Raw genomic sequence first — 26,540 nt, 5'->3', positions numbered from 1 at the left:
GTCATACCACGCAAGTTCTCGTTCACCTGATTAGCGCATCAGCCTTCGCACTCACCCACCTGCGTACTGTATGATGGGCGCCCGAATCCCGTGATTGTCGCTATCGGCCCGTAACGCCGATGAATTTTGATGAGGATTGGTACGCTGCCGCGCAAATGAGCCTCAGAATGACTCAAGTAGATTAAGCGAAAATCCAATCTTTACTGCTTCTACAAGGCAATCGTACAGCAAGACGAATTGCGGCTTTGAAATTCCATGCCTATCTGATGAATTGAGGCGTGTGCATTATTGCAGGGTAGGAAATGACTCCATGGTCGAACTGAAAGTAAAGACACGGCCGATCGGCGCGACGGCGGTGCTCGGACGCCTCGGTCACCCGCAGGTGACGAGTGAGACGGGTGGTCAGGTCGAAGTGGTGACGGGCGCTTCTGAGCCGGGGTTCAATCCGCTCGACCTGATGTTTTCATCGCTCGCCGCCTGCCTCGTGCTCAGCGGTCGCATCGCCGCAAGCAAGCTCGGCATCCTCGACAGGTTGAGCGAGGTGAGGGTGCATGTGACAGGCGAGAAAGCCCACGAAGGGCCGTCCCGGATTACCAGGTTCGTCGTGGATTTCCGGATCGAAGGGGATTTCGACGACGAGCAGAAAAAGCAGATCGCCCATATGGCCGAGGAAATCTGCACCGTCAGCAATACTCTGAAAAATTCACCGGATATCCTGCTGACGAGCGCCTAGGCGTCGTCGGGCCGTCAATCGTCGTCGGGAATGTGGCTGTCGACGCCTTCGAGGCGAAGGTTGTTGACCAGTTCGCGGACGCCGGCGACACGCTGGATCCGGCGGGCGATCTTGCGAGAGGTCGGCGCATCGTCGACGGCGCCTTCGAGCGTGACGGTGCCGTCCTCGACATGCACGTCGATGGACGCCATGTCGATCATATCCAGCTCGTCGATCGCGTCGGTGACCCGCTCTTCGAGATCGTCGGCATCTTCGATCCCCTTCGTTCCAGGGCGAATGGTGTCGACCAACCGCTCTTCCGATCCGTCGCGCTCGGCGCTGTCCACCTGATAACCGCGATTGCGGTTGGTGTCGAAATTGGCCTTGGGGTCGCCATAGGCGGCGTTGTCGACAGGCCGGGCGCTGCCAGCGTCGTCGTAGGGCCAGCCTTCGTCGATATTGCGGTCATCGTAATCGCGAAAATCTTCCTCGCGGGAAATGTCGTCAGCTTTTTTCTTGCCCGGCACCACAGTCTCCTATCATTCCCACCTGGACCCGGCGCACCCCCAATTCACAAAAGGCTGGTGCGCCGGGTTTTCGCTTTAATGGCTCGTGGATGCGCCATTCTTGTTACCCGTCAGGGTCAGATGGCTTTCGACATCATGTACGCCATCCACGGTTTCCGCGCTCAATACGGCCTTCCTGGCCGAGAACACGGTATCGACGGAACCCTCGAGGATAACCTTGGTTCCCTCGGCATGCGGTTCGATCATCGATGAGTCGACGTCCGGCAATGCGGCCAGACGCGCGGATACTTGTCGTTCGAGTTCGGCTGCGGTCTTGTCTGCTGTCGCATTCATGGTCGTAGCTCCTCGCTGGACTTGCGACCTGACAACGGGCGAACGCGGATTTGGTTCGGTCCGGTTTTTTTATTTTCCCTTGCCCCATTTGCGCAGCAGCCGATCCCGCTTCAGGCGGGACAGCCGTTTCAGCCAGAAGATGCCGTCGAGCTGGTCGATCTCGTGCTGCATGCAGATGGAATAAAAGCCTTCGGCGTCCTCTTCATGGACGACACCGGTGAGATCCTGGTAGCGGAACCTGATCCGTTTCGGGCGTTCTACCTCGTCATTGGCCCCGGGCATCGAGACGCTGCCCTCGGTATGACGCATCAACTCCTCCGAGGAGAGCAGGATTTCCGGGTTGGCGTAAAAGCTCGCGCCGCTCTCCTTCGACAGTTCGAGCACTACAAGCCGGGTGAAGACGCCGACATGCGCGGCGGTGATGCCGACGCCGGGTGCTGCCCGCATCGTATCGAGAAGGTCATCGGCCAGCGCCGTCAGGGCCGCGTCGAAAACCGTGACCGGCTCGCATGGCCTGGACAGGCCCGGATCGGGATATTTCAGGATGGTTCGGATGGCCATTTTCGAACTCCTCTTGCTGCCCTTCGGGCTGCCTTTCGGGTTTTTCCGCATCGTTTCGCCATGCGCTCTGGACCCGGAACGGCAATTGTTCTAGCAGGAAAACCGGTGGCAGGAGCAATAGCGCCGGGTGCAGCTATCCGGTTGTTGACAATATGTTTTTTGCCGCCATTCTCGTTTTGTCAAAGACCAGCAGCGAGGGCGGCAGATGAGCGATATCGGCGAGGACCACCGCCTGCGCACAAAAACCGACGATGCCGGTGACGACATCTATTCCGAGGACGGCGCGATCCGTGCCGACTTCCTGGCGATGGTTGGCGCCGCAATCGCCGATCGTGACACGCTTTTCCTGCGCAGCCATGTGGCGCGCCTGCACGAATCGGAACTTGGCGACCTGCTCGAAGCGATCCTGCCCGACCAGCGCCATGCGCTTGTGCGGCTGCTCGGCGACGACTTCGACCTGACCGCACTGACCGAGGTCGACGAAAACATCCGCATGGAGATCGTCGACCAGATGTCGAACGCGCAGATCGCGGCAGCGATCGGCGATCTCGATTCGGACGACGCGGTCTACATTCTGGAAGACCTCGACCACGAGGACCGGGAAGAAATTCTCGCGCAGCTGCCGTTCACCGAGCGGGTGAGGCTGCGCCGCGCGCTCGATTATCCTGAACAGTCGGCCGGCCGCCGCATGCAGACGGAATTCGTCGCGGTGCCGCCGTTCTGGACCGTCGGCCAGACGATCGACTACATGCGCGACGAGGAGGATCTGCCGGAGAGCTTCACCCAGATCTTCGTGATCGACCCGACCTTCAAGCTGCTCGGCGTGCTCGACCTCGACCGTATCCTGCGCGCCAAGCGGCAGGTGAAGATCGAGACGATCATGCGGGAGACGAACTATCCGATCCCCGCCGACATGGACCAGGAAGAGGCAGCCCAGCTCTTCGAACAGTACGACCTGCTCTCGGCCGCCGTCGTCGACGAGAACGGCCGGCTGGTCGGCGTGCTGACCATCGACGACGTCGTCGACGTTATCCAGGAGGAGGCGGAAGAGGACATCATGCGCCTCTCGGGCGTCGGCGACGAAGAACTGTCCGACTCGGTCCGGGAGACCTCGCGGTCGCGGGTGCCATGGCTGCTGGTCAACCTCTTCACCGCCTTCATTTCGGCCTCGGTGATCTCGCTGTTCGAAGCGACGATCGAGCAGGTGGTGGCGCTCGCAATCCTGATGCCGATCGTTGCCGGCATGGGCGGCAATGCCGGCTCGCAGACGATGACGGTGACGGTGAGGGCGCTTGCGACCCGCAATCTCGACATTCACAATGCCTGGCGCGTCGCCCGACGCGAGGCGGGCGTCGGGCTGATCAACGGTGTGGTGATCGGCTGTCTCGTCGGCATTGTGGCAGGCCTCTGGTTCCACGACGCGCATATCGGCGGGCTAATCGCCACCGCCATGCTGATCAACATGTTCGCGGCCGCCATGGCCGGCATCATGATCCCGCTGCTCCTCGACCGGGCCGGGGCCGACCCAGCGGTATCGTCGGCGGTGTTCGTCACCGCGATTACCGATACGACCGGTTTCTTCTCGTTCCTCGGCCTGGCGACCTGGTGGTTCATGGTCAGCTGACCCGAAAAATTGACTGTTACGTAAAAGTCAATTAGTTTGACTGACGAGTAGCAGGACATGATCGTGAACAAGTATTATAGCATTACGGAGCTGACGCGTGAATTCGGGGTATCGACCCGCACGCTGCGCTTCTACGAGGACGAGGGCCTTATCCACCCCGAACGCCGGGGTCGCACGCGGCTTTTCCGGGCGACGGATCGCCGGCTGATCCAGGAAATCCTGCGCGGCCGCCGGATCGGCTTCACGATCGCCGAGATCCGCGAAATCATCCAGGTCTACAAGGAACCGCCGGGCGAGCTCGGGCAGCTCAAGCTCCTGATGACGCGCCTCGATGAAAAGCGCAACGACCTGCGCCAGAAGCGCAAGGATATCGACGATACGCTGACGGAGCTCGACAATGTCGAGGAAGCCTGCCTGACCCGGCTTGCCGAAATCGGCGTCGGCACCTGACCTCCAAAACGACCGCTATTGCGCCTCGATCGAGCACTGTTCGGCGAGCGATTGCACGCGCTCGTCCTGCGGGCCGATGGTGCCGGACTGCAGCGGCGTCATCAGCGACTGGGCGATCAGCTTGTCGGCGGTGCAGCCGCAGAATTTCTGGCAAAGGCCGGCATCGTTGCCCTGGCCCGTGCAGCCTGCTTCGCAGCTTCTGACATAGCCGATCCGCGGATCCGGCGGCGGGGCTGGATGAACCAGCGAGAAGAGATAGACGAGCGCGATCAGCACCGGCTGATGGACGAGATAGACGATCAGACTGTGGCGGCCGGCCTTCGAGAGAAGGTTCTCCTGCGTCTGGACCGCGGCGAGTTTCGGAAGCCAATTTTTCGATATCGCGAGCCGGGCGACTGCCACCCCAGCCAAAAGCGCCGCGATCCAGGGAAACAGCGGCACATAGTCGTTCGAACGCGGCGGGATTTCTGCAAAACCGAGCCAGCTCAGGTAACGGGCGTCGAACAGGGCCGAATCCAGTGCGCCGGGCACCAGGCTGTAGTCGACGATCATCGCAACGACCACCAGGGCAACGATCGCACCGGTCAACAACGGTGGCAGGCGCAGGAAGGCGAGGCCGATCAGGCTCGACAGCGCGATATTGTGCAGGATGCCGAAATAGATCCACTCGCCCGGAAAGGCGATCAGCGTCGCGATGCTGATCGCGACTGCAGCGCCTGCGACCATCGCAAAACGCTTCCAGAAGGGCTGCCAGCGGATCTTCGGGAAATGCGCGAGAACCAGGCTGACGCCCGCCAGGAACAGGAACGAGCTGGCGATCGAGCGGGCATAGACCCTGAAGAAGCCCTGGGTCGCCGTGCCGGGATCGACATAACCGAAAAACTCGAGATCCCAGGTGAAGTGATAGGTCGCCATGGCGATGAGGGCGACGCCGCGCAGCGTATCGATCAGCGTGATGCGGGGTCTGCGCGGAGTGGGGTTCTGGGTTTCGGCAACAGTCACTGCTTGTCTTTCCGGATCAGATCTCAGGGCGTCCCGCGGTCCATGATCGCCAGCCGGGCCTCCGAGAAATACTGGCGGCGGGTGAGCACGACGACCACCACAAGGGTCATGGCAATGAACATATAGGGCCCGATGAACCAACCGAGATAGCCGACCGACAAAAACAGTGCCCGCAGGCCCGAATTGAAATGGCCTGCCGCGATCGTATTCATCCGCACAACCTGATCGGCCGCCCGTTCGGCAGCAGCGCGGTCACCATTGGTGTCATGCATCATTGGCAAGGCGCCGAAAAGAATGGTGCAATAGTTGAACAGACGGTAAGACCAGCCGAATTTGAAGAAGGAATAACCGAACAGGAAGGTGAGGCCGGCGACCTTGAGTTCGAACGCGGTGCGGCCACCGTAAGCGACGAAGGGCAGGTCGCGGAAGACTGCCTCGACCTGTTCGGTGGCGCCGAGCAGCGCAAAACAGCCGCCGATCGCGAAGATCGATGTCGAGGCGAAAAAGGCCGTGCCGTTCTGCAGGCCCGCCAAGATCTGGGTGTCGATCATCTTGAGGTCCCGCCGGAGCGAATTGTAGATCCATTCCTTCCGCCGTTCGGCCATCGCCCGGTTGAGGCTGGCGCGGGGAAACAGCCAGGAGCCGGCGCCGGCGGTCACCCACGAATAGAGGGACCAAAGGACGGCAAAGAGGGCAAGCGCAATATAATCAGCGTTCGTCATGGGCTTCACCGGTTGGAATCGGTCTTTAATCCGTCTCGTCATGCTTTGTTTCGGTTTCGGCGGCAAGCCTCCTCGATCCGGATAGGAACCGCAAATGGCGTGCAGGCGTTACGAATGTGATCCGCCAAAGGCTTCCGCCATGTTTCCGCCATTTTGCGGATTGCGAAGGCGGCGGGATTTTAATAGACCATTAGCCATGACGACCGGGAGCGGACGTTAATCGATGCGGCATGAACCTGGAGACGACATGGAAGATACCGACCAGAAGTCCTGCTGGGGCGTGACCTTCAAGGCGCTCCTCGGATTTGCAGGGGCGTTAGCTCTCGCGTATCTGTTTGGCGTTATCTGATTGCCGCAGTGAAATTCCGGAATTTCTATTCCCGGCGTGGTATTCGTACCGCGCCGTTTCTATTTTAAGAGCATGTCGCGGCCGGTTCACCGGATGTCGGGCAATCACCAAGACATAGCGCTGGTCTGACATAGGCTCGGCGATCGTTCCACTACCTTGCGGATTCTCATGTTCCTGTCCGTTTTCGACGTCTTCAAGATTGGTATCGGCCCTTCGAGCTCGCACACGATGGGACCGATGTCGGCCGCCAACCGCTTCCTGGAGCTCATCCTGTCCAACGACTGGCCGCGCCCGACCGGCGCGCATGTCGCGGCGCTGAAGGTGAGCCTGCACGGTTCGCTCGCGTTCACCGGGATCGGCCACGGGACGGGCAGGGCGGTGATATTGGGTCTGGTCGGTGAGGAACCCCACGCCGTCGATCCGGACAGGATGGACGCGATCATCGACGAGGTGGAGCGGACCGGCCGCGTCACGCCGCCCGGCCATCCGGCTTATGAATTCCAGCCGAAGACCGATCTGATCTTCGACAAGAAGCAGCCACTGCCCGGCCATGCCAACGGCATGAGCTTTTCAGCCTTCGACCGCGACGGCCGGCTTCTCCTGAAGCGGATCTACTATTCGATCGGTGGTGGTTTCGTGGTGACGGACACCGAGCTCGAGGCGATGCGCGGTGCCAAGAAATCGGCCGGCGACTCACGCATTCCCTATCCATTCGCCTCGGCAAAACAGATGCTCGATATGGCGCGCGGCTCAGGCCTGACGATCGCCCAGATGAAGCGCGCCAACGAAGAAACCAAGATGAGCGCCGCCGAACTCGATGCCGGTCTTGACCGCATCTGGGAAGCGATGTCCAGCTGTATCGACCGCGGCCTCAAGGTCGACGGGATCATGCCGGGCGGGCTGAAGGTGAAGCGCCGGGCGAGGGCGATCCACGACAAGCTGAACGAAGAATGGCGCAGCAACCGGTTGAACCCGCTGCTCGCTAACGACTGGCTGAGCGTCTACGCGATGGCGGTCAACGAGGAGAATGCCGGCGGCGGGCGCGTGGTCACGGCGCCGACCAACGGGGCTGCCGGCGTCATTCCCGCGACGGTACGCTATTACCTGCATTTTCACGAGGACGCGAACCAGGCAGACGTCCATAACTTCCTGCTGACGGCAGCTGCCATCGGCGGCATTATCAAGCATAATGCCTCGATCTCGGGCGCCGAAGTCGGCTGTCAGGGCGAAGTGGGCTCGGCCGCCGCCATGGCTGCGGCGGGGCTTGCGGCCGTCATGGGCGGCTCGCCGGAGCAGATCGAAAACGCCGCCGAGATCGCGCTGGAACACCATCTCGGGATGACCTGCGACCCGATCGCCGGCCTCGTGCAGGTGCCCTGCATCGAGCGCAACGCGCTCGGGGCCGTCAAGGCGGTCACGGCCGCTTCGCTCGCCCTCAAGGGCGACGGGACACATTTCGTGCCGCTCGACGCCTGTATCGAGACAATGCGCCAGACCGGCAACGACATGAGCGAGAAATACAAGGAAACCTCGACCGGCGGCCTCGCCGTCAATGTCGTCGAGTGCTGACGGGTTTCGCCACTGTGGAGTGATCCGAGCAAACGCTTGACCTCACGTGCGGATGGGTCTTCAACCAAACCATGGCTCTCCATCTGATCAAACTCTGCGTCGGCGCCGATTCCATCCAGGATCTCCAGGATTGGGTCGCCGAGCGCGCGCTCAATGCTATCGCCGCCGGCCTCGAACCGCACAGCATCCATACGACGCGAATGGCGCCGAAGCGCATGCAGGAACTGCTCGACGACGGATCGCTCTACTGGGTGATCAAGGGGCAGGTGATGGCGCGGCAGAAGCTGCTCGATATCCGCACGGTTACGGGCGGCGACGGCATTCAGCGCTGCCAGTTGGTGCTGGGGCCGGAGGTCATCGAGACCGCACCGCAACCGAAACGGCCCTTCCAAGGGTGGCGTTATCTGAAAAGCGAAGAAGCGCCGCGTGACCTCGGCAAACTGGGCGAGGACGTGGCGGCGCTTCCGGAAGATCTGCGGCGGGAACTCGCCGAGCTTGGACTTCTGTAACCGGGAAACTTCCTATCAGCGAAGCTTGATGCGGACCGGTGCACGGCCGGCGCGGATGCCGACATGCAGGTGGATATTGGCTTCCGGCTGGGAATGGCGCCAGGCGCGCGCGCCGTGGCTGAGCAGCATGGAAACCAGATCGCGGGTCTTTTCCTTGGAGCGGTTCAAGCCGAGACCGGCAAGCCGCATGGCCGCCTCGTGAAGCGGGTTGAGGGCGACGCCCTTTGCTCTGGACTTCTGTGCCGGTTTGAAGGCGAGTTCAGCGCTGTTTTCATTCATCATCATCGGAAACCCCGTCTACGCGTTACTTTCGAGATCTCTCCGCGCCGAAGAACCGGCGCGGGTATTTCCTTGATCGCCGATGGCGATTGCTCACTGGAGCGACGCCCAGCAGCTGATGCCCTTCTTCTTCAGCACGTTGCAGGCATCGACAGCCGTCTTCTGGTCGTCGAAGCCGCCGAAGCGGGCGCGGTAGATCTGTTCGCCATTGTTGCTGAAGGCGACAGTGAAGGGTTTGGCGGAACGCAATACCTTGCCGCCTTTATCCTGCGCATTCTGCAGGAGATCCTGAGCTTGTTTCTGGTTCGGCGATGCGCCGATCTGGATGACCCAGCCGTTGGAGGCCATCGAAGCCGCAGCCGCCGACTGAGCGGCCTTCGCGGACACGGCAGACACCTTGGTGGATGCCGTCGTGACGTCGTCCACGGTCGAGCGGCCGGCACGGTGTGCGGCGGCTTCCTCGGTGCGGGCGGGCATATATTCCGGAGCCGGGGTCGGGACGGCAGCAACGCCGCCCATGGCCGTGTTCATCGCCTGGGTGATGACCTTCTTCTGCTCCGGTTCTGCTGCATAGGCCGATGCGGCGGCAGGCGCCATGGCTGCAGCCTGCTGTTCGGCATAACGGGCGCCCGGCCGCGGGCCGCTCGGCGGCAGGTCGAGAGCCGCCATCTGGCGCACGTCGGACTGGGTCGCGGCAACGGCCGGAGCGGCGCGTACCGGGGCTGAAGGAGCGGGCGCAACCGGGGCAGGGGCCGCTGCCTGGGCGATCAGGCTGCTGCTGCCGCCGCGGGAAGCTTCCGGAAGATAGTCGGCGACCAGCTTACGCATCGTCGCATCACGGACGGCGCTGGAGCGGCTGCCGAGCACGACGGCGACGATCGAGCGGCCATCGAGCTGCGCCGAGGTCGCAAGGTTGCTGCCGGCGGCGCGGGTGTAACCGGTCTTGATGCCATCGACACCCTTGACGTTGCCGACCAAGCGATTGTGGTTGCCGATCGTCTGCTTGCCGAAATTGAAGCTGCGGATTGAGAAGTAGCCGTAATATTGCGGGAAGTGCTGACGCAACGCCATGCCGAGGCGGGCCTGATCGCGTGCCGTCGTCATCTGCGCGGTGTTCGGCAGGCCGTTGGCATTGCGGTAGGTGGTGCGGGTCATGCCGAGTGCGCGCGCCTTGCCGGTCATCAACGAAGCGAAGCGTTCTTCGGAGCCGCCGACGAATTCGCCGAGGGCAGTGGCCATGTCGTTGGCGGAGCGGGTGACGAGGGCGCGAATAGCCTGATCGACCGAGACCGAACCGCCGGCGCGAACACCGAGTTTCGAGGGTGGCTCGGCTGCAGCGTGAGCAGAGACCGGAACCTGCGTGTCGAGGCTGATGCGGCCGGATTCAAGCGCTTCGAAGGTGAGGTAGAGCGTCATCATCTTGGTGAGCGACGCGGGATAACGCAGACCGTCCGGATCCTCCGAATAGAGAACCTTGCCGGTCTTGGCGTCGACGACGATGCCGGCGTATTTCGGACCGGCAGCAGCCGGCGTCGAAAACATCGAAATCGCCACAGCCAACGTGAAGAGAAAACCGAGGAACCGTCCCGGGACCGTCGCATCACCCTTGGAAAGGGATGCAGAAATCATTTTTTTCGACACTGCCGCACTCATCGCTTGCATCACATTAGTCAAATATCCGGACGCGCCCCCGCCACGGCCGTTACCGTTCAATCTAGGGGATTAGCGTTACCAAGAGGTTTATGATGAACAGCAGCTTACCTCGATATGCTGCATTTTAGACATCATCCCAGGCTTCGACCCGACCCGTCCGCGGCGGCTTATTTCACCAGCCGGTTTTCGACAAAGAGGCGAACTGCGGCATCAATATGTTGCCAGTCCCGCAAAAGCACACTGGAGAAGCGATAGAGCACCGTCAGGTCCTGTCCGATGTGGATATCCCGCTGGCAGTCGCCGCTGGTGGCTTTGTCGCCGGGGGTGGGCAGCACGCAGCGCACGGCGTAATCCGGGGCGCCGCCGACCTGACCGGTTAGAACCACTTCGCTGCCATAACCTGAATCGGCGCGCAGCCGGTGAAGCGTCAGTCCGAAGGCGGCCTGCTGCGGTGCGCCATCGAACAGTTTGGAATAGATCGGCTCCAGCCGGCCGGACATGTCGCGCGACATGGTGCTCTGGGATAATTGCAGGAAAATCAAAGAGGAAGACTGAGCGACATCATCGAAGCGCGACCGTAGGCCTGCACTATAACCTTCGAGTTCCGGCCAGGTGAGATAGAGGTCGACGCGCTCGGTGACGCCGGCCTGGCGCTGGTCGCGGAAACGAATCGTGTTGGCCGGAAGCTTGAGTTTGTCCTGGCCGATCTGGATCGGGAATTCTTCCCGGCTGTCGATATGGCCGGCAAGCGCGATGCGCTGCCCGAACAAATGGCCACCGACACTGATCGCAACCGTCAACAGAGCAAGGACCGCGATGACGGCCGCCAGCCGATAGAGGAAACGGTTGGAGAGGAGCGGCGCTTCTTCTGCAGCCGAGAGGTTCCGGGCTGGACCTGCCATGACGCGCGCTCCGTGTTCTCGTTCGAGAGAGAATTCGCCAGCGCCGGAATGGGACAGAACGCGGATACGAACGCGGCCAAGCGATTTGGCGGCAGTCTGGATGGTTATGATTAATGCTTCGTAAATAAAGCTTGATCCGGGATGGTGATAGCCTCCCAGTAATCCCTTCTGCGCCCACCTTCAGTCCTACAGATTGACCGCGGCTTGGATCGCCGCGGTCTTTTCGTCTATGACAGGTGAGAGTTACTGGCCGACGGAGCCGACGGCGGTGGCGCGGCCGTCCTGGAGCTTGACCCAGCGGGCGGGATCGTCGTTCGCCTGGCGCTTCAGGAAGGTGTATTCGGTATCCGACCAGACCATGACCTTGTTGCGCATGTTGTCGAGCACGAAGTCGCCACGATCGGTGCGAACTGTCAGCACCGCATGACCTTCGCCGTTCGGCTGTAGCACGACGGTGATCAGCAGGTCGGACGGCGAGAAACCTTTCGCCATCAGCATCTTGCGCTTCAGAAGCACGAAATCTTCGCAGTCGCCGACGGTGCGGGGATAGGCCCAGCGCTCTTCGACGCCATAGATTTCCTGATCCGTCATCGGCGTGATCGAGGAATTGACCGTGTAGTTGACGTCGAGAAGCGTGCGCCACTTGTCTTCGGTCAGTGCGAGCGGGCCGGCGTCTTTGTAGGTCGCGGCGCATTCGCTCACATAGGTTTTGCAGAATTCATAGTGGCCGAGCGGCGGATTGGCCTGGCCGAGAACGCGCACCGTGTTGGCCGGCATGCCGAAAGAGCTTCCGGCGGTAAAGATCGCCATGACGGCGGTGATGGCGGCGAGGCCCAGTCCCTTGCTGTATTTCATTTTTATGTCTCCCCGTTGTGAGGAGAACACTGCCAGACAGGGTTTGATCGACCGCAAAATCTCGTAGTAAAATCAATATCTTATTTGAATTCAATTCGCCTAAAACACACATCAAATACATCTCGAACTTTCACAAAATTCGAGCCGAATTTGCCGATAATTTTCATAAAATGCCGATTATCGGGGGCCCGGCTCCTCGGAGCTTTCCCGCTATCTATCCGTGAATAAAGGGGTTTTTGAAATCCGCGGAGCAGCCCATTGAGTGTCGGAAATCCCGCAATGACGACGATTGGCCGTTGCAAACAGGAAAGGTAAGGTACCGCATTGCGTTGCGTCATGACCAAATCTGGCTGATCGAGGCCGATTTTCGGGCTCGAAAAAAGTGCCGAAAGGGCACAATTTTTTTGAAGAAAGTTCATTTCGGCACAGACAGGCGGCTTTTTCCTGGCCCGTCCCGCAATGAAACAGGACGCAAAGGATAGGGCGCGCAACAAAAAAGCGCCCGGATGGGGCGCTTCTGGATTGCCGCCGTGAGAGCCTTTTTAAAGGAATTCGGTCAGTGTATCGCGTGATTGGACCGAATTGAACTCGATCGCCACGCCTTCCATGAAGTGGCGCACGACGCGGCCGCGCATGTTGCCGAGCCGGACAGGCGTGCCCAGCGCGGGGCGAATGTCGATATCGATCGCCGCGCCGGACAACGAAAGGTCCACGATGCGACAGGCATAACGCCGGCCGTCGTCCAGCGTGATCTCGGAGCGGGTGTTGCGCGGCGCCAGGCGATCATGACGACGATCTTCGGGCAGGCCGAGTTCGTGCTTGTTGGCGATCCATGTCAGCTGGGCGGCCAGTTTCTCGCGCTTGCGGTCCGTCGCGTTGATCGACATCACGAAACCGGTGCTCGACAGGCTGACGACCATGCCTTCGAGACGGCCGATATGATCGAGATAGGCGATGACGCGTTCGCCGACGAGCGGCCGGCCGACGCAGGCGAAGCTGACGTCGCCCGGCGACATGTCGACGACGTCGCAGGGAAATTCCTCATGCGTCGCCAGCATCAACCGTCCTGGAATACTGACGGACACGCGCTGAAAGGAACGCTGTGCGGGAACACTGGATGTCGATGGAGTATGAGATGGCTGAAAAGAATACATTTGAGAGAGCTTTTCTCTTCTAAGTCTATCGTTAAGAGTATTAGCGCGCCGCGGTTAACAGAAGGTTTTGGCAGAGACCGTCAGCTGCGCGTGCTGCGACCGGATGTTTCCTCAAGACGGGCTGCGGCCGGGCGTGTGGGAGAAACTGCGGCGATCGCCCGTGACCGGCACACCGAAATATGAACCGCCGCCAGTCAGGAACGTCCAGTTCTCGAGCGTCAGAAACATGGCCGGCGTTGCTGTTACGGGGTAGGGAGAAACCGCCGGCAGGAGAGCGCCGAATATCCGATCGCTTGCCGCCGTCTCCACCGATCGGATTGGCAGAAGCAGCATTTCATAAGCGTGGCGGATGTGGCCATTCGAGGCAAGGACGTCCAGGAGTGCCGGCTGCTGGGAGTGAATGACGCCGTGGGCGATCTCCACCGGCTGCCGGTGATCGGTCTCCTGCCAGACGTCCGCGAACGGCTTGCCGCGAAACTCACGGTCGAACAGCTCGCAGATGCGGGTGCCCGCCAGGCGGAACGCCAGCGTGCCGGCCGGGTCCATGGCGGCCATGAAAAGATGCGGGAGAAGATGACGCAGAGCGGCTGGATCGATCTCGGTCTTGAGGGGAGCCATCCCGTCACGCTTGAGATTGATCCAGTAGTCGAAGATTGCCCTGCTTGCCTGATTGCGCATCCATCTTACCTGTCATATTTCGATACAGGCCGCGCTTCATGTACGGCCGATCCTCCTCCCGCAGCGAAAACCATGCCACGACGAGGGCATCATGGTTAGGGATTTGCCACCGATCACGGCATCCGCGCGACGGTGATCTTGCCCGCGCTTTCCTTTGAACAGCCGCTCCTATATGGCTGTCGGACCCATTCGGTAGGGGACGAGAAGACAGAAGGGACTGGCATGAACGACGGGCCGGATATGGCTGACGAGCAGCGCGAAACGGATGACCGCGGCGAGCGCTCGCAGCCGATCTTCAATCTTCCGCGGAGCCTCGTCGTGACGCTGGCTTTGCTTGCAGTCATCTACATCGTGCAGGAATATCTGCTGGACGAGGACACGCGCGCCACCATGGTGGTGAACCTGGCGTTTACGCCGCTGCGCTACGTCTATCCGCTCAGCGAGCAGGGGTTTGCCTGGGCGTGGACGCCGGTCACGTATTCGCTGCTGCACGGCAGCATCGAGCATATTCTTTTCAACGGACTGTGGCTGATGGCTTTCGGAGCGCCGGTGGTGCGGCGGATCGGCACTCTTCGCTACGTGATCTTCTGGATTCTCTCGGCGGTGGCTGCCGCCTTCTTCCATGCAACGCTCAACTGGGGGGACGAGACGCTGCTGATCGGTGCGTCAGGCGTCGTCTCGGCTTTGATGGGAGCGGCCTGCCGTTTCGCCTTCCCGGAACGCCGAGGTTATGATCGGACCCATGGCCATCTCTATCCGCGCCAGTCTATCCTCGGCTCGTTCCGCAACCGCACCGTCGTCATCTTCACCGCCATGTGGCTCGCCGGCAACCTGCTGATCGCCTTCGGGGTGACGTTGTTCGGTGCGGATATGGGACCGATCGCCTGGGATGCGCATATCGGCGGCTTCCTGTTCGGTTTCTTGCTGTTTGACCTTTTCGATCCCCTGCCACCCAGCGTCATGCCCATCACGCAACCTTGATCTTTCTTGATCTCTTTCCGGCATCGCTCTACACTTCTGCGCACGTGCAGGGACGGTTCCTCCACCCGGGCGCTTTGCTTCTCGGGAATGGGCGACGTCCAGGCTGAGCCGGTTGGGAGGAGAGAGCCATGGCAATAATCGTCAAGAACATGTTGGATGCAAAGGGGCGTGACGTGGTCACCGTTGCCCCCGACAAGACGCTGCTCGAAGTCGCCGGGATTCTCAACGACAAGAAGATCGGTGCCGTCGTGGTAACCGGCATGGAAGGCCGCATCGCCGGCATCTTCACGGAACGCGACCTGGTGCGCGCCATCGCCGGAAAGGGCGCCAGTGTGCTCGACCAACTGGTAAAGTCGGCAATGACCACTGCGGTGCAACGCTGCAAGGATGACACGACCGTCGATGAACTGATGGGGATGATGAGCAGCGGCCGTTTCCGCCACGTGCCCGTCGAGCAGGACGGAAAGCTCGCTGGCATCATTTCGATCGGCGACGTGGTCAAGTCTCGCATTCGCGAGATCGAACTCGAGGCCGAACAGATCAAGGCCTATATTGCCGGCTGATCGCTTTCGGCTGAGCCTCGCCCAAGGGCGGGGCTGTATCACCTCGTGACGAGGCATCCCCCACTTAGCGGGCGAAAACTTCCTGCATGCGCTTCAGCGCAGAGATCTGCGCCATAGTCTCCGTATAACCGCGGTCGATCGCTTCGCCGGCGCGATGGAATTCGGACAGGCCGATATCGGCAAGACGCGGATGCAGCGCCAGATCCGGAGGGTCGCCGGCCAGGCGCGCGCGGGAAATGCGTTCCTGGATGATGTTGAAGGCCTGCACCATGGTGCCGGTCAGACCGACACGGATGTCCTCGGGCTTCTTGCGCCCGTCATCGATCGGCTGGACGCTGGCATTGTGCTTGACGACTGCAGACCGACCGAAAATCTCGTAGTTCAGGTTGACGGCGACCACGAGCGGCTGCTCGTAGGCGCGGCAGACGGACGTCGGCACCGGATTGACCAGCGCGCCGTCGACAAGCGTCCGGTTGTTGCATTTCACGGGTTCAAAAATGCCGGGCAGGGCGTAGGAGGCACGAAGACCGGTGATCAGCGAGCCGCTGGAGATCCACACCTCGTGGCCGGTATGGAGCTCGGTCGCAACCGATACGAACGGGCGGTCGAGATCCTCGATCGACAGGCCTTCGAGGTGTTCCTGCATCCGCTTGGTCAGCCGCATGCCACCGAGAAGACCGCCGCCGCCGATCGTCAGGTCCAGCAGGCCGGCAATGCGGCGCATGGTCAGCGAGCGGGCGAAAGTTTCGAGTTCGTCGAGCTTGCCGGCGAGGTAACATCCGCCGACCAGAGCGCCAATCGAGGTTCCGGCGATCATGCCGACTTCGATGCCGGCCTCGTCGAGAGCCCTGAGGACGCCGATATGAGCCCAACCGCGCGCGGCACCGCCGCCGAGAGCGAGGGCAAGCTTTGCTTTTTTGGGGGCTTCGATAGTGGGAGGAGGGGTCGGTTCGAGGACTTTCGTTTCGCCGCCTTCGGCAGGTGCCGCAAGTGGATCGTGACGGTTCCAACTCCAGTTCAGCATCGACAAAAATCCTCCACAGCTGAACAAACCCCGGTCTGACGATTAACGCATCGACAGGTTTCGAAATCGTTTATTCAGTCGAGACACGCCAAAAAACGAGGCAAATGCCTAAATGGTTCCTTGATCGGAATAGACGACATTTGGATCAAAATGACGCTGATTGTCGGTGATTTCAAGAACCGCCCTACCATCACTTTGGGTAACAGTCCGATAGAAACAGGAGCGACGGCCGGTATGGCATGTAGCGTCGTGTCCCGCGACCGAGACCTTGAGCCAGACGGCGTCCTGGTCGCAGTCGGTGCGCAGTTCATGGACAGTCTGCAGGTTGCCGGAGGATTCGCCCTTCTTCCAGATTTTGGCACGCGAGCGGCTGTAGTAATGCGCAATGCCGGTCTCGACCGTCAGCGCCAGCGCTTCGGCGTCCATATGCGCGACCATCAACAGTTCGCCGTCACGGACATCGGTGACGACGGCGGTGACGAGGCCGTTCTGATCGAAGCGGGGCGTGAAGGCGCCAGCGCCTTCGAGTTCCGTCTTGTCGGCGGAAGGCTGGTCAAAAGAAAACGACATCAGGAGACTCCGCCCGGAAAACCGCCGGTCAGCGGTTGCGGGCCAGCGTGAAGAAACGGGCCTGTTCGGCGGCGTTCGCCTTGAATTCGCCGGTAAACGTCGTCGTCATCGTATGCGAGCCCTGCTTCTGCACACCGCGCATTTCCATGCACAGGTGTTCGGCCTCGATCATCACGGCGACACCGCGCGGCTTTAAAGTTTCCTCGATCGCATTGGCGATCTGCGCCGTCATGTTTTCCTGCGTCTGCAGACGGCGACCGAAGATCTCGACGACGCGGGCGATCTTCGAAAGACCGAGGACCCGGCCGTTCGGCAGATAGGCGACATGCGCCTTGCCGATGATCGGCAGCATATGGTGTTCGCAATGGGAGAAGAACGGGATGTCGCGCACCAGCACGATATCGTCATAACCCGAGACTTCCTCGAAAGTACGGCCAAGCACGTCTTCCGGCGACTGTTCGTAACCGGAAAATAGCTCGCTATAGGAGGCGGCGACGCGCTTCGGGGTGTCGAGCAGGCCTTCGCGGGCGGGATCGTCACCTGCCCAGCGCAACAGAACGCGCACGGCTTCCTCGGCCTCCTGCTGCGAGGGGCGGACCTGCTTCTCTTTCGAAGCCGGGAAATTCTTCACAATGGCATCCATCTATCGTCTCCTGATGCGGTTCAAGGCCGCATCCGACTGGCGTTACTCACGGACTGATCAGCTGCTAGGCATCTGCGGCTGATTTTTGGGCAATCCGGGGTTATCTGACCTTCGGCGAACATTTTTACAAGATATCCTATTCCGTTTTCGGTAGGATTTCGTGAAAACATCCTTTCTTGATGATCTTGCCCGGACATCACATATAATGGCAGGAACCCTTTTATGGTAGTCCGCCTGACGTGACACAGTGTTCAACGAGCGACGGCCGGACTCAAAGCGAGCCTTGATGGACGACATCTATAACAGCAAGATTCTCGAATTCGCCGGCAATATCACCCATGCTGGCACGCTGCCGGATGCGGATGCGAGTTCCGAAAAACATTCGAAGCTGTGCGGCTCGAAAGTGCGGGTGCACCTGAAGATGGACGGCGACCGGGTCACCGATTTCGCCCACGAGGTCCGCGCCTGCGCACTCGGCCAGGCCTCGTCCTCGATCATGGCCCGGCACGTGATCGGGGCGACAACCGCCGAGATCCGCAAGGCGCGCCAGGATATGCTCGCCATGCTGAAAGAAGACGGCGAGGGGCCGGACGGCCGGTTCGAGGAAATGCGCTACCTGAAGCCTGTCAAGGACTACAGGGCCCGCCATCCCTCCACCATGCTGACCTTCGAGGCGGTCGTCGATGCGATCGACCAGATCGAGGCGAAGCAGCTGGCAACGGTCGGATGAGCTGGCATTCCGCGGCTACCCCCCTCTGCCCTGCCGGGCATCTCCCCCACATGGGGGGAGATCGGATGGAGGACCGTCTTCGCTTATTCTCGGATGTTTCGCGCTCGGCAACGTGTGCCGTTTCCAATGAGGTACAAATAGCGCCACGAGTCGATCTCCCCCCTCGAGGGGGAGATGCCCGACAGGGCAGAGGGGGGCTGGATCGGCACGCCCTAAGTGACATCCTGCCATCAATCGCGGTTCACGCCTGATGTGCGGCGCCCCAAACTGTCAGCACTCCGAACGCCAGCCGAAGGTCAGTTCCTCGCGCAACTGGTCCGGCCATTTCTCCAAGACGCCGGGCCGGCTGTTCGGCATGGGCTTGATCCGCTTCTACCAGCTGACACTGTCCGGATTCATCGGCAATTCCTGTCGGCATATTCCGACTTGCTCGGAATATGGTTACGAGGCAGTGGCGCGGCATGGGCTGTGGCCCGGAGGATGGATGACGCTGTTTCGGGTGGCGCGCTGCGGGCCGGGGGGTACAAGCGGGCTCGATCCTGTGCCGGAAGCGCTCGAAATGCGGCAACACTGGTGGATGCCGTGGCGATACTGGCGTCGCCATGCCGAACCGGCGTCGCCTCAATGAGGAGCCGATGATCACATATGTCGCGCTGCTTCACAGCATCGTTCTCGGCAGCGGCAAGCGGGTCATCATGGCCGACCTTCGCGCCATGGCGGAGGATCTCGGCTACCGGAATTGCCGGACCCTGGTTTCGACCGGCAATCTCGTCTTCGAGACCGGCAGGTCATCGACCGGCAATGTCGAGCAGAGATTGGAGGCCGCCTTCGAGAAACGGTTCGGCAAACATGTCGATATCATCGCAAGGACCGGTGCCGATTGGCTGAAGCTCGCGGCCGGCAATCCCTTTCCGTCGGGAGAAGGTTCCGAGGTCGGCGTGCGGGTGATGCGAAAGCCGCTCGACGAAAGTGTCCTGGACCTGCTCGAACGCCACCGCGGCGAGGAGGTGATTTCCATCGTCGACGGCGATCTTTGGGTCGATTTCGGCGGCAAGGCGAGCGAGACACGGCTGCTGTCGGCGATGACCACCAAGAAGCTCGGCATCGGCACGATCCGCAATGCCAACACGGTCGGCAGGCTTGCCGAAATGATCGGCTGAGCGGCCGCTCGCCTTTACTAAAACGCCAAAAGCATTTATCAGCCACGCCGGCTGCGCCCAAAGGGCGAACCGCCATTTATTCCAACACCACCCGCATTCGTTGGCGGGACTGGACAGGAGAAAGACATGTCCCAATCCGTTTCCCTTACATTTCCCGATGGCTCCGTCCGCGTTTTCGACGCCGGCACGACCGGCCGTGACGTTGCCGAGAGCATTTCCAAGTCGCTCGTCAAGAAGGCTGTCGCCGTCACCATCAATGGCACCGTGCAGGACCTTGCCGAGCCGGTGACCGACGGAAAGATCGAGATCGTCACGCGCACCGACGCCCGAGCGCTGGAACTCATCCGCCACGACGCCGCCCACGTGATGGCGGAGGCCGTGCAGGAGCTTTGGCCCGGCACGCAAGTCACCATCGGCCCGGTGATCGAGAACGGATTCTATTACGATTTTGCCCGCAACGCGCCTTTCACGCCCGACGATTTGCCGAAGATCGAGGCGAAGATGAAGGAAATCATCGGCCGCAACAAACCGTTCACCAAGCAGGTCTGGTCTCGCGAGAAGGCCCGCGAAGTCTTCGCAGCCAAGGGCGAAGGCTATAAAGTCGAGCTGATCGATGCGATCCCGGAGGACCAGGATCTCAAGATCTATTATCAAGGCGACTGGTTCGACCTCTGCCGTGGTCCGCATATGGCCTCGACCGGCCAGATCGGTACGGCCTTCAAGCTGATGAAGGTTGCCGGCGCCTATTGGCGCGGCGACTCGAACAACGCCATGCTGACCCGCATCTACGGCACCGCCTGGGCGACGCAGGAAGAACTCGACCAGTACCTGCACGTGCTGGCGGAAGCCGAAAAGCGCGATCACCGCAAGCTCGGCCGCGAAATGGACCTCTTCCATTTCCAGGAAGAAGGTCCGGGCGTGGTGTTCTGGCACGGCAAGGGCTGGCGCATGTTCCAGACGCTGACCGCCTATATGCGTCGCCGGCTTGCCGGCACCTATGAGGAAGTCAACGCGCCGCAGGTTCTCGATGCCTCGCTCTGGGAGACGTCGGGCCACTGGGGCTGGTACCAGGAGAACATGTTCGCGGTGAAGTCCGCCTATGCCTTCACCCATCCGGAAGACAAGGAAGCGGACAACCGCGTCTTTGCGCTGAAGCCGATGAACTGCCCGGGTCACGTGCAGATCTTCAAGCATGGCTTGAAGTCTTATCGCGAACTGCCGATTCGGCTTGCGGAATTCGGTCTCGTGCACCGCTATGAAGCTTCCGGCGCGCTGCACGGGCTGATGCGCGTACGCGGCTTCACCCAGGACGACGCGCACGTCTTCTGCACCGACGAGCAGATGGCCGCCGAATGCCTGCGGATCAACGACCTGATCCTGTCGGTCTACGAGGATTTCGGCTTCAAGGAAGTCGTGGTCAAGCTGTCGACCCGGCCGGACAAGCGTGTCGGCACCGACGCGCTTTGGGATCGTGCCGAATCCGTCATGCTCGATGTGCTGAAGACGATCGAGGCGCAGTCGGAAGGCCGCATCAAGACCGGCATCCTGCCGGGCGAGGGCGCGTTCTACGGTCCGAAGTTCGAGTATACGCTGAAGGACGCGATCGGTCGCGAATGGCAGTGCGGCACGACCCAGGTCGACTTCAACCTGCCGGAACGGTTCGGCGCCTTCTATATCGACCAAAACTCTGAAAAGACTCAGCCGGTGATGATCCATCGCGCCATCTGCGGTTCGATGGAACGTTTCCTCGGCATCCTGATCGAGAATTTTGCCGGCCACATGCCGCTCTGGTTCGCGCCGATGCAGGTGGTGGTGGCGACGATCACCTCGGACGCCGACGACTACGGCCGGGAGGTCGCGGAAGCTCTTCGTGATGCGGGCATGGTCGTCGAGACCGATTTCCGCAACGAGAAGATCAACTACAAGATCCGCGAGCACTCGGTCACCAAGGTGCCGGTGATCATCGTCTGCGGCAAGAAGGAAGCGGAAGAGCGTTCGGTGAACATCCGCCGACTGGGTTCGCAGGCGCAGACCTCGATGACGCTCGACGAAGCGATCTCTTCGCTGACCCTCGAAGCGACGCCACCGGATGTGTTGCGCCGTCTTGAAGCGAAGAACAAGAAGAAGGCCGCGGCCTGACCGATAATGACAGCGCCTGCCGAAGGGCGGGCGCTGTCAGAACTCGGCTAATATTGACGCGGGACTTCCGGAGGACTGATCTGTCAGGCTGGCGGAAGGTCCGGCAAAATCTGCCCGGACCTGTCAATTCCGGTCGCTGGTGACCCCGCCCGCCACCTGAGGCGTATCGCGCATCAGCACTTCGACCTCGGTGTTTCGTCCGGCTTTGACGGTGAACGAGCGCTGATAGATCTTGGTCTTGTTGCGGGCGACGGCGAGATATTCGCCTTCCGACAAGACCATCATGGAAAAAGCGCTGACGCTTTCGTTGACGACGTCGCCGGCGGCGGTCAGTACCGACCAGGCCGTATCGGCGATCGCTTCACCGCCTTTTTGAGAAACGAGCTTCAGGGTGATCTGCGCGGCGCGGTGCTGCAGTACCGCCTGGGTGAGCTTGCCGGCTTCCACCTGGATGTCGGCCCGAACCACTGCATTGACGTCCCCATATTCCGAGACGACGTGATAGGTGCCGGCATTCAGACGCACGACCGTATTCGGCTTGACGTCCGACATCACCAGCGCCCGGTCGCCATTGTCGCGCACTTCGGCAGAATAGACCGAAAAGCTCAGTTCCTTGGGCGGGATGCGCTGGTCGGTACCGGCAACCGCATTAAGGACGAAACCGCCGGCATCGAGCACCAGGGTCTGTTTCGGCACATTGCCGCTTTCGGGGACTTTCAGTTTCTTGGTGACGCCGGCGCGGCCGAAGGCGCAATTGACGAAATAATCGCCGGGGGCGAGCTGGAATGACGCGGAGCCGCCTTCGGAACTGGCCACCAGCGGCAATTTGCCGTCGTCACCGGCGATCGGGCTGAAAACGCGCCAGGTAAGACCTTCCTGCATGGGCTGGCCGTCGGACGTCAGCTTGGCGTCGAACTGCACGTCTTTTGAGAGAATACCGGGCGGGCCGCCCGGCAGAGCCGAGAAAGCGTTGAGCTTCGGCATCTTGCCGGTGCTGTCCGGCGTGCGGAAATTCTTGAAGGCGTCTTCCTGAGCGAATGCGCCGAATGCCGGGCCGAGAGCCATCGCTCCGGCGAGGAACCAGCGTGCCGCAAGGGAAGTACCTGCCATCTGTGTTGTCTACCGGTTGACTCTTGTTTTCCGAGACGGCACTTGAGACCAATGACAAGGCAATTTCAAGACCTTCCCACCGCGCCAGCTCCAAATGGAAGCTTTGACCATGCAAAATGACGTTAAACTCATCGATTTTCTGCGCGACAGGCATTCCACGCCAGTAGCACAGTTCAAGGAGCCAGGCCCATCGCGGGAGGAATTGGAGGCGATTCTGACCTTGGCGACCCGCGTTCCGGATCACGGCAAGCTCGCGCCCTGGCGCGTCATCGTCTATCGCGGCGACGTGCGCAGCACGCTCGGCGAACAGTTCCTGGCTCTGTCGCTCAAGAAGACGCCCGAGATGACCGATGCCGCCAGAGAGGCGGAGCTGGCGCGCTTCACCCGCGCGCCGCTGGTCGTCGCCGTCGTCAGCACCGCGGCACCGCATCCGAAGATCCCCGAATGGGAACAGGCGCTTTCTGCCGGCGCCGTCTGCTTCAACATGCTGATGGCCGCAAACGCCCATGGCTACGTCGCCAACTGGCGTACCGAATGGATCGCCTATGACGACGAGGCGCTGGCGCTCCTTGGTGTGAAGCCGGGCGAAAAGATTGCCGGTTTCATCCATATCGGCTCGAGCGATTTCGCGACGCCGGACCGCCCCCGGCCCGAACTGTCGCAGATCGTCACCTACGCCGGCGAATAGGGTTTTCGATGTTCTACACGACCGATACCAACCAGCATGGACTGAAGCACGATCCCTTCAAAGCGATCGTCGCGCCCCGCCCGATCGGCTGGATCGGCACGAAGGGCAGGGACGGATCGATGAATCTGTCGCCCTATTCCTTCTTCAACACCGTTTCCGACAGCCCCAAATTGGTGATGTTTTCCTCCAGTGGCCGCAAGCACAGCCTGAAGAACGCCGAGGAAACCGGCGTCTTTACAGCGAGCCTCGCAAGCCGACATCTGGCCGAAAAGATGAACGCCTCGTCGGAAGCCGTCCCTTATGGCGTCAGCGAATTCGAGGTGGCGGGGCTGACCGCCAAGATGGCGGAACTCATCGATGCGCCTTACGTCGCGGAAGCCTATACGGTGCTGGAATGCCGCGTCACGCAGGTGATCCAGCCGGTGGGATTGGACGGCCAGGGTGCCGAGGCCTACATGGTTTTCGGCCAAGTGGTCGGCATCCATATCAGCGAAGAGATCCTGCGGGGCGGACGGATCGACATGGGGCTTGCGCGGCCGATCGCGCGCATGGGTTACCGCGATTTCGCCGACGGCGGCGCCGACGTGTTCGAAATGACCCGGCCGGCCGGCGCCGAACCTAAACGCTGAAAATCCGATTGATGATCGCAACTTGATCGAGGCTGCGGCACAGCTTGCCGGAGAAGCCGTTCGCTCTTGCTCTTTCGCATTCAGACAGGAAGGCAGCAGCGTCCACAGTCGGTGAGACGGCGTCGACCGCCGTTATGCCTGCGGCGGCGGAGGTGAGCGCGATGGTCGCTGCCGCAACGCGCGCGGTATCGGAGAAGGGATTATAGCTGCCTTCCCAGCCAAGGGCCGCCAGGCGGCGGCTGCAGTGGTCGAAGCTCCGGGCAGCAAGGATGCCGGCGGCATCGGCAAGCGCAACGATCTGCGTCTTGCCCGGTGCCAGCCCTGCACGGATTTCCGCCACCCGCAGAGCCACATCGAGCCTCTGGACTTCGGCCCCGCTGCGGGCGCCGGATAGGATTACCGAGGCGGCGCCGTACTGGCTGGCGAGCGCGACGGCGGCCTCCGTTCTTCCCGAAGAAAAAGCCGGCAGAAGGAACGCAAGCCGTCCGTCCGGCGCCAGGTCAGCCCACTGGCGATCCAAACTCGTAGCTGCATTCCACGACTCAGGTGGACCGGTCAGGTCGACAACGATCGCATCCGCGCCTGCCGAACGGACCGTTGCGGCCCCCACAGAGGGGTCGACGACAAGCCAGGACCGTATTTTCAAGGACTTCGCCATGGTTAAGGAACGTGGTGAACCAATCTTAAACTTTTTGCCACTAGCGTGAGTAATCAAGCCAGCCAGATTCGAACTGGCATGTGTAGTCGAGGCCGAGTGTGATCGTACAGGCATTTCTTCGTTGGGCTGAAACAGCAAGAACAGGCGAGAGGGCGAAGGCGGCCAATGCTCTCGGCCGGGCCTATCTCCACTCGCCGATGGGCAGCGAGCAGCATCGCGCCGCAGCCCTTGCCATGACCTATCTGCTCGACGACCCGTCGCCGCACGTGCGCCTGGCGCTTGCGGAGGCTCTGGCGGATTCCCCCGATGCGCCGCGGGCCGTCATCGTCTGCCTTGCTGAAGACCAGCCGGAGATCGCCTGCACGGTCATCGCCTGTTCGCCCGTCCTTACCGAAAACGATCTCGTCGATCTTGCCGGGCGCAGCGACGGCCTGACCCGTGCGATGATCGCCGCAAGGCCGAACCTTTCGCGCGGGATCGCCGCCGCGATCGCCGAGATCGGCGACGAATGCGAAGTCACCCTTCTGCTGGAAAACGAGACCGCCTCGATCACCCGGATTTCGCTCAGGCGGATCGCGGAACGGTTCGGGCAGTGCTGCCAGATCCGCAACCTGCTGCTGGAACGCGATGCGCTACCGGCGGATGCCCGCCATATGCTCGTCAACCACATTACCGCGGCACTTGCCGGCTCCGGACTGGTGCGGACCAGCATGGCGCCGGCGCGGATCGAGCACATGACCCGAGAAGCGGGCGAGGCTGCGGCCGTCGCCATCGCCGGCACCGTGCTGCAGGAAGAAATCCCCGGCTTGGTCGAACATCTGCGCGCGGCCGGACGGCTGACGCCTGCCTTCCTCATCCACGCGCTCTGCAGCGGCAAGGTCGATTTCTTCGCCGGCGCAATGGTCTCGCTCTCGGGGCTCGACGACCGCCGCGTGAGAGCGATTCTCGCGACGGGCCGCATGCATGCGGTGCGGGCGCTTTTCGAAGCTTCGGGCCTCGGGCGGGATATCGCAGCCGTTTTCGTCGAAGCGGTCTTCCTCTGGCGGACAGCGGCGGCAGACGGGACGCTCGACAATATCGCCGGCATGTTGCTCGAGAAATTCCAGCGGCCGAACATGCAGCTTTCGCCGATCGGCGAACTTCTCGACATGATCGAAAAGCTGCATAGGCTGGAGGTCCGGCTCAGCGCGCGGTCTTATGCCAGCGGCGTGTCGCTGGCGGCGTAACCGCCAGCTTATCGGAATTTCTTGGCAACCCAGGAATAGCCATTCTCGACCAGCCGTACAGGGCTGGTCATCAGCGTTTTCACGCCTTCGGTGGTCGGCAGCACGGTCTTGACCCGCTGGATGGCGCGACCCGCAAGCGTTTCCTTCTCCTGTTGCGTCACCGGTTCCGGAGCAGGCGTAGCGGCTGGCTCTGCCGATGGTGCGGGCATCGTGGTCTCCGGTCGCGACTGCGGCACCGGCGCCTTGGCGATCTCCGTCGCTTCCGGTTTCTGGCAGACGGCGATGAGCATCGGGTAGGCCTGGTTGGCATAACCGGAGAGCTGTTGTTCCGATACCGAATTGCACATCTCGATGCTCGGCCAGCGGTTTTCCGCGGTCGCGATATAATGGCAGTCCGTCCCGGCGTCGTTGCAGCCGAGAATGGTCATGACAATCAGTGCGGAATTCATGGTGTCCCCCGAATTATGGTGAGCGACTTAAAGCGAGCAATCTTGGCCCGACCAAGGCAGCTTCAATGGATCCGCCACATCGGGCCGTTCG

The 26,540-nt window shown here is 61.3% G+C and carries 31 protein-coding genes; 14 read left to right on the top strand and 17 right to left on the bottom strand.

The window, feature by feature from the left end; all coding sequences use genetic code 11:
- Nucleotides 1-310 precede the first annotated feature (310 nt).
- Complete coding sequence (locus RG540_RS09315) at nucleotides 311-733, top strand: OsmC family protein (protein ID WP_038587028.1); 423 nt, start codon at nucleotides 311-313, stop codon at nucleotides 731-733.
- A 14-nt stretch (nucleotides 734-747) separates the two neighbouring features.
- On the opposite strand, the gene RG540_RS09310 is transcribed toward RG540_RS09315, so the two are convergent.
- The 3 genes from RG540_RS09310 to RG540_RS09300 form a co-directional block, all read right to left on the bottom strand.
- Nucleotides 748-1,239, bottom strand: coding sequence for a BON domain-containing protein (locus RG540_RS09310; protein WP_051909300.1), 492 nt, complete (start codon nucleotides 1,237-1,239; stop codon nucleotides 748-750).
- Nucleotides 1,240-1,314: 75 nt separating this feature from the next.
- Nucleotides 1,315-1,572 carry a BON domain-containing protein gene (locus tag RG540_RS09305; protein WP_051909298.1) on the bottom strand — a complete coding sequence of 86 codons (258 nt, stop codon included), beginning with the start codon at nucleotides 1,570-1,572 and terminating at the stop codon, nucleotides 1,315-1,317.
- 69 nt (nucleotides 1,573-1,641) lie between these two features.
- Nucleotides 1,642-2,133, bottom strand: coding sequence for a peptide deformylase (locus RG540_RS09300; protein WP_038593397.1), 492 nt, complete (start codon nucleotides 2,131-2,133; stop codon nucleotides 1,642-1,644).
- A gap of 205 nt (nucleotides 2,134-2,338) precedes the next feature.
- Here RG540_RS09300 and mgtE point away from each other — a divergent pair, with 205 nt between their 5' ends.
- Together mgtE and RG540_RS09290 are read left to right on the top strand one after the other, a co-directional pair.
- On the top strand, nucleotides 2,339-3,757 hold the full coding sequence (gene mgtE, locus RG540_RS09295) for a magnesium transporter (RefSeq protein WP_038587022.1): 1,419 nt from the start codon (nucleotides 2,339-2,341) through the stop codon (nucleotides 3,755-3,757).
- Between the two features lie 57 nt (nucleotides 3,758-3,814).
- A complete protein-coding gene (locus RG540_RS09290; RefSeq protein ID WP_007770768.1) occupies nucleotides 3,815-4,207 on the top strand; it encodes a MerR family transcriptional regulator in 393 nt (130 codons plus the stop codon).
- Nucleotides 4,208-4,222: 15 nt separating this feature from the next.
- Here RG540_RS09290 and RG540_RS09285 read toward each other — a convergent pair whose 3' ends face one another.
- A complete protein-coding gene (locus RG540_RS09285) occupies nucleotides 4,223-5,209 on the bottom strand; it encodes a DUF1624 domain-containing protein (protein ID WP_038587019.1) in 987 nt (328 codons plus the stop codon).
- A gap of 23 nt (nucleotides 5,210-5,232) precedes the next feature.
- On the bottom strand, nucleotides 5,233-5,931 hold the full coding sequence (locus RG540_RS09280; protein WP_038587015.1) for a DUF599 domain-containing protein: 699 nt from the start codon (nucleotides 5,929-5,931) through the stop codon (nucleotides 5,233-5,235).
- 517 nt (nucleotides 5,932-6,448) lie between these two features.
- Here RG540_RS09280 and RG540_RS09275 point away from each other — a divergent pair.
- Complete coding sequence (locus tag RG540_RS09275) at nucleotides 6,449-7,849, top strand: L-serine ammonia-lyase (RefSeq protein WP_038587012.1); 1,401 nt, start codon at nucleotides 6,449-6,451, stop codon at nucleotides 7,847-7,849.
- Between the two features lie 71 nt (nucleotides 7,850-7,920).
- Entirely contained in the window at nucleotides 7,921-8,358 is a 438-nt protein-coding gene (locus RG540_RS09270) for a DUF1489 family protein (protein ID WP_038587011.1), read from the top strand.
- 15 nt (nucleotides 8,359-8,373) lie between these two features.
- Here RG540_RS09270 and RG540_RS09265 read toward each other — a convergent pair whose 3' ends face one another.
- The 6 genes from RG540_RS09265 to RG540_RS09240 form a co-directional block, all read right to left on the bottom strand.
- A complete protein-coding gene (locus RG540_RS09265) occupies nucleotides 8,374-8,643 on the bottom strand; it encodes a hypothetical protein (protein WP_038587008.1) in 270 nt (89 codons plus the stop codon).
- A gap of 87 nt (nucleotides 8,644-8,730) precedes the next feature.
- Complete coding sequence (locus RG540_RS09260) at nucleotides 8,731-10,299, bottom strand: D-alanyl-D-alanine carboxypeptidase (RefSeq protein ID WP_051909296.1); 1,569 nt, start codon at nucleotides 10,297-10,299, stop codon at nucleotides 8,731-8,733.
- A gap of 158 nt (nucleotides 10,300-10,457) precedes the next feature.
- Nucleotides 10,458-11,192 carry a hypothetical protein gene (locus RG540_RS09255; protein ID WP_038587004.1) on the bottom strand — a complete coding sequence of 245 codons (735 nt, stop codon included), beginning with the start codon at nucleotides 11,190-11,192 and terminating at the stop codon, nucleotides 10,458-10,460.
- 243 nt (nucleotides 11,193-11,435) lie between these two features.
- A complete protein-coding gene (locus RG540_RS09250) occupies nucleotides 11,436-12,002 on the bottom strand; it encodes a transglutaminase-like cysteine peptidase (RefSeq protein ID WP_080725014.1) in 567 nt (188 codons plus the stop codon).
- 587 nt (nucleotides 12,003-12,589) lie between these two features.
- Nucleotides 12,590-13,201, bottom strand: coding sequence for a PilZ domain-containing protein (locus tag RG540_RS09245; RefSeq protein ID WP_038586998.1), 612 nt, complete (start codon nucleotides 13,199-13,201; stop codon nucleotides 12,590-12,592).
- A gap of 111 nt (nucleotides 13,202-13,312) precedes the next feature.
- Entirely contained in the window at nucleotides 13,313-13,879 is a 567-nt protein-coding gene (locus tag RG540_RS09240; RefSeq protein ID WP_051909295.1) for a PAS domain-containing protein, read from the bottom strand.
- Between the two features lie 240 nt (nucleotides 13,880-14,119).
- Between RG540_RS09240 and RG540_RS09235 the strand changes: the two genes are divergently transcribed.
- Together RG540_RS09235 and RG540_RS09230 are read left to right on the top strand one after the other, a co-directional pair.
- Nucleotides 14,120-14,860 carry a rhomboid family intramembrane serine protease gene (locus RG540_RS09235; RefSeq protein WP_051909608.1) on the top strand — a complete coding sequence of 247 codons (741 nt, stop codon included), beginning with the start codon at nucleotides 14,120-14,122 and terminating at the stop codon, nucleotides 14,858-14,860.
- A 128-nt stretch (nucleotides 14,861-14,988) separates the two neighbouring features.
- A complete protein-coding gene (locus tag RG540_RS09230) occupies nucleotides 14,989-15,423 on the top strand; it encodes a CBS domain-containing protein (RefSeq protein WP_038586992.1) in 435 nt (144 codons plus the stop codon).
- Nucleotides 15,424-15,487: 64 nt separating this feature from the next.
- On the opposite strand, the gene RG540_RS09225 is transcribed toward RG540_RS09230, so the two are convergent.
- The 3 genes from RG540_RS09225 to folE form a co-directional block, all read right to left on the bottom strand.
- Complete coding sequence (locus tag RG540_RS09225) at nucleotides 15,488-16,447, bottom strand: patatin-like phospholipase family protein (protein ID WP_038586989.1); 960 nt, start codon at nucleotides 16,445-16,447, stop codon at nucleotides 15,488-15,490.
- A gap of 108 nt (nucleotides 16,448-16,555) precedes the next feature.
- On the bottom strand, nucleotides 16,556-17,017 hold the full coding sequence (gene hisI, locus RG540_RS09220; protein ID WP_038586986.1) for a phosphoribosyl-AMP cyclohydrolase: 462 nt from the start codon (nucleotides 17,015-17,017) through the stop codon (nucleotides 16,556-16,558).
- 28 nt (nucleotides 17,018-17,045) lie between these two features.
- The gene (folE, locus tag RG540_RS09215; RefSeq protein ID WP_038543080.1) at nucleotides 17,046-17,660 is read right to left on the bottom strand and encodes a GTP cyclohydrolase I FolE; all 615 of its coding nucleotides are present in this window, start codon (nucleotides 17,658-17,660) and stop codon (nucleotides 17,046-17,048) included.
- Nucleotides 17,661-17,946: 286 nt separating this feature from the next.
- Here folE and RG540_RS09210 point away from each other — a divergent pair, with 286 nt between their 5' ends.
- The 4 genes from RG540_RS09210 to thrS all read left to right on the top strand — a co-directional run bounded on the left by RG540_RS09210 (nucleotide 17,947) and on the right by thrS (nucleotide 21,689).
- A complete protein-coding gene (locus tag RG540_RS09210; RefSeq protein WP_038586983.1) occupies nucleotides 17,947-18,390 on the top strand; it encodes an iron-sulfur cluster assembly scaffold protein in 444 nt (147 codons plus the stop codon).
- Between the two features lie 250 nt (nucleotides 18,391-18,640).
- Nucleotides 18,641-19,018, top strand: coding sequence for a membrane protein insertion efficiency factor YidD (yidD, locus tag RG540_RS31595; RefSeq protein WP_080724904.1), 378 nt, complete (start codon nucleotides 18,641-18,643; stop codon nucleotides 19,016-19,018).
- Nucleotides 19,019-19,025: 7 nt separating this feature from the next.
- Complete coding sequence (locus tag RG540_RS09205) at nucleotides 19,026-19,550, top strand: DUF1697 domain-containing protein (RefSeq protein ID WP_038593388.1); 525 nt, start codon at nucleotides 19,026-19,028, stop codon at nucleotides 19,548-19,550.
- A 126-nt stretch (nucleotides 19,551-19,676) separates the two neighbouring features.
- Nucleotides 19,677-21,689 (top strand): threonine--tRNA ligase, encoded by a 2,013-nt coding sequence (gene thrS / locus RG540_RS09200; RefSeq protein ID WP_038586980.1) that lies wholly within the window; start codon nucleotides 19,677-19,679, stop codon nucleotides 21,687-21,689.
- Nucleotides 21,690-21,812: 123 nt separating this feature from the next.
- On the opposite strand, the gene RG540_RS09195 is transcribed toward thrS, so the two are convergent.
- A complete protein-coding gene (locus RG540_RS09195) occupies nucleotides 21,813-22,799 on the bottom strand; it encodes a hypothetical protein (protein WP_038586977.1) in 987 nt (328 codons plus the stop codon).
- A gap of 109 nt (nucleotides 22,800-22,908) precedes the next feature.
- On the opposite strand from RG540_RS09195, the gene RG540_RS09190 reads away from it, so the two are divergent.
- Together RG540_RS09190 and RG540_RS09185 are read left to right on the top strand one after the other, a co-directional pair.
- The gene (locus RG540_RS09190; protein WP_038586974.1) at nucleotides 22,909-23,487 is read left to right on the top strand and encodes a nitroreductase family protein; all 579 of its coding nucleotides are present in this window, start codon (nucleotides 22,909-22,911) and stop codon (nucleotides 23,485-23,487) included.
- An 8-nt stretch (nucleotides 23,488-23,495) separates the two neighbouring features.
- Nucleotides 23,496-24,116 carry a flavin reductase family protein gene (locus RG540_RS09185; RefSeq protein ID WP_038586972.1) on the top strand — a complete coding sequence of 207 codons (621 nt, stop codon included), beginning with the start codon at nucleotides 23,496-23,498 and terminating at the stop codon, nucleotides 24,114-24,116.
- On the opposite strand, the gene RG540_RS09180 is transcribed toward RG540_RS09185, so the two are convergent.
- Nucleotides 24,106-24,762, bottom strand: coding sequence for a hypothetical protein (locus RG540_RS09180; RefSeq protein ID WP_157884603.1), 657 nt, complete (start codon nucleotides 24,760-24,762; stop codon nucleotides 24,106-24,108). The two genes, RG540_RS09185 and RG540_RS09180, sit on opposite strands and share 11 nt — an antisense overlap.
- Nucleotides 24,763-24,872: 110 nt before the next feature.
- On the opposite strand from RG540_RS09180, the gene RG540_RS09175 reads away from it, so the two are divergent.
- The gene (locus RG540_RS09175) at nucleotides 24,873-26,000 is read left to right on the top strand and encodes a DUF2336 domain-containing protein (protein ID WP_038586966.1); all 1,128 of its coding nucleotides are present in this window, start codon (nucleotides 24,873-24,875) and stop codon (nucleotides 25,998-26,000) included.
- Nucleotides 26,001-26,008: 8 nt separating this feature from the next.
- Here the strand turns inward: RG540_RS09175 and RG540_RS09170 are convergent, their stop codons facing one another.
- Nucleotides 26,009-26,449, bottom strand: coding sequence for a hypothetical protein (locus tag RG540_RS09170; protein ID WP_038586963.1), 441 nt, complete (start codon nucleotides 26,447-26,449; stop codon nucleotides 26,009-26,011).
- Nucleotides 26,450-26,540 lie beyond the last annotated feature (91 nt).

Source organism: Neorhizobium galegae bv. orientalis str. HAMBI 540 (genome assembly GCF_000731315.1).
Lineage (GTDB): Bacteria > Pseudomonadota > Alphaproteobacteria > Rhizobiales > Rhizobiaceae > Neorhizobium > Neorhizobium galegae.
This window is presented reverse-complemented; position numbering and strand designations above follow the sequence as displayed.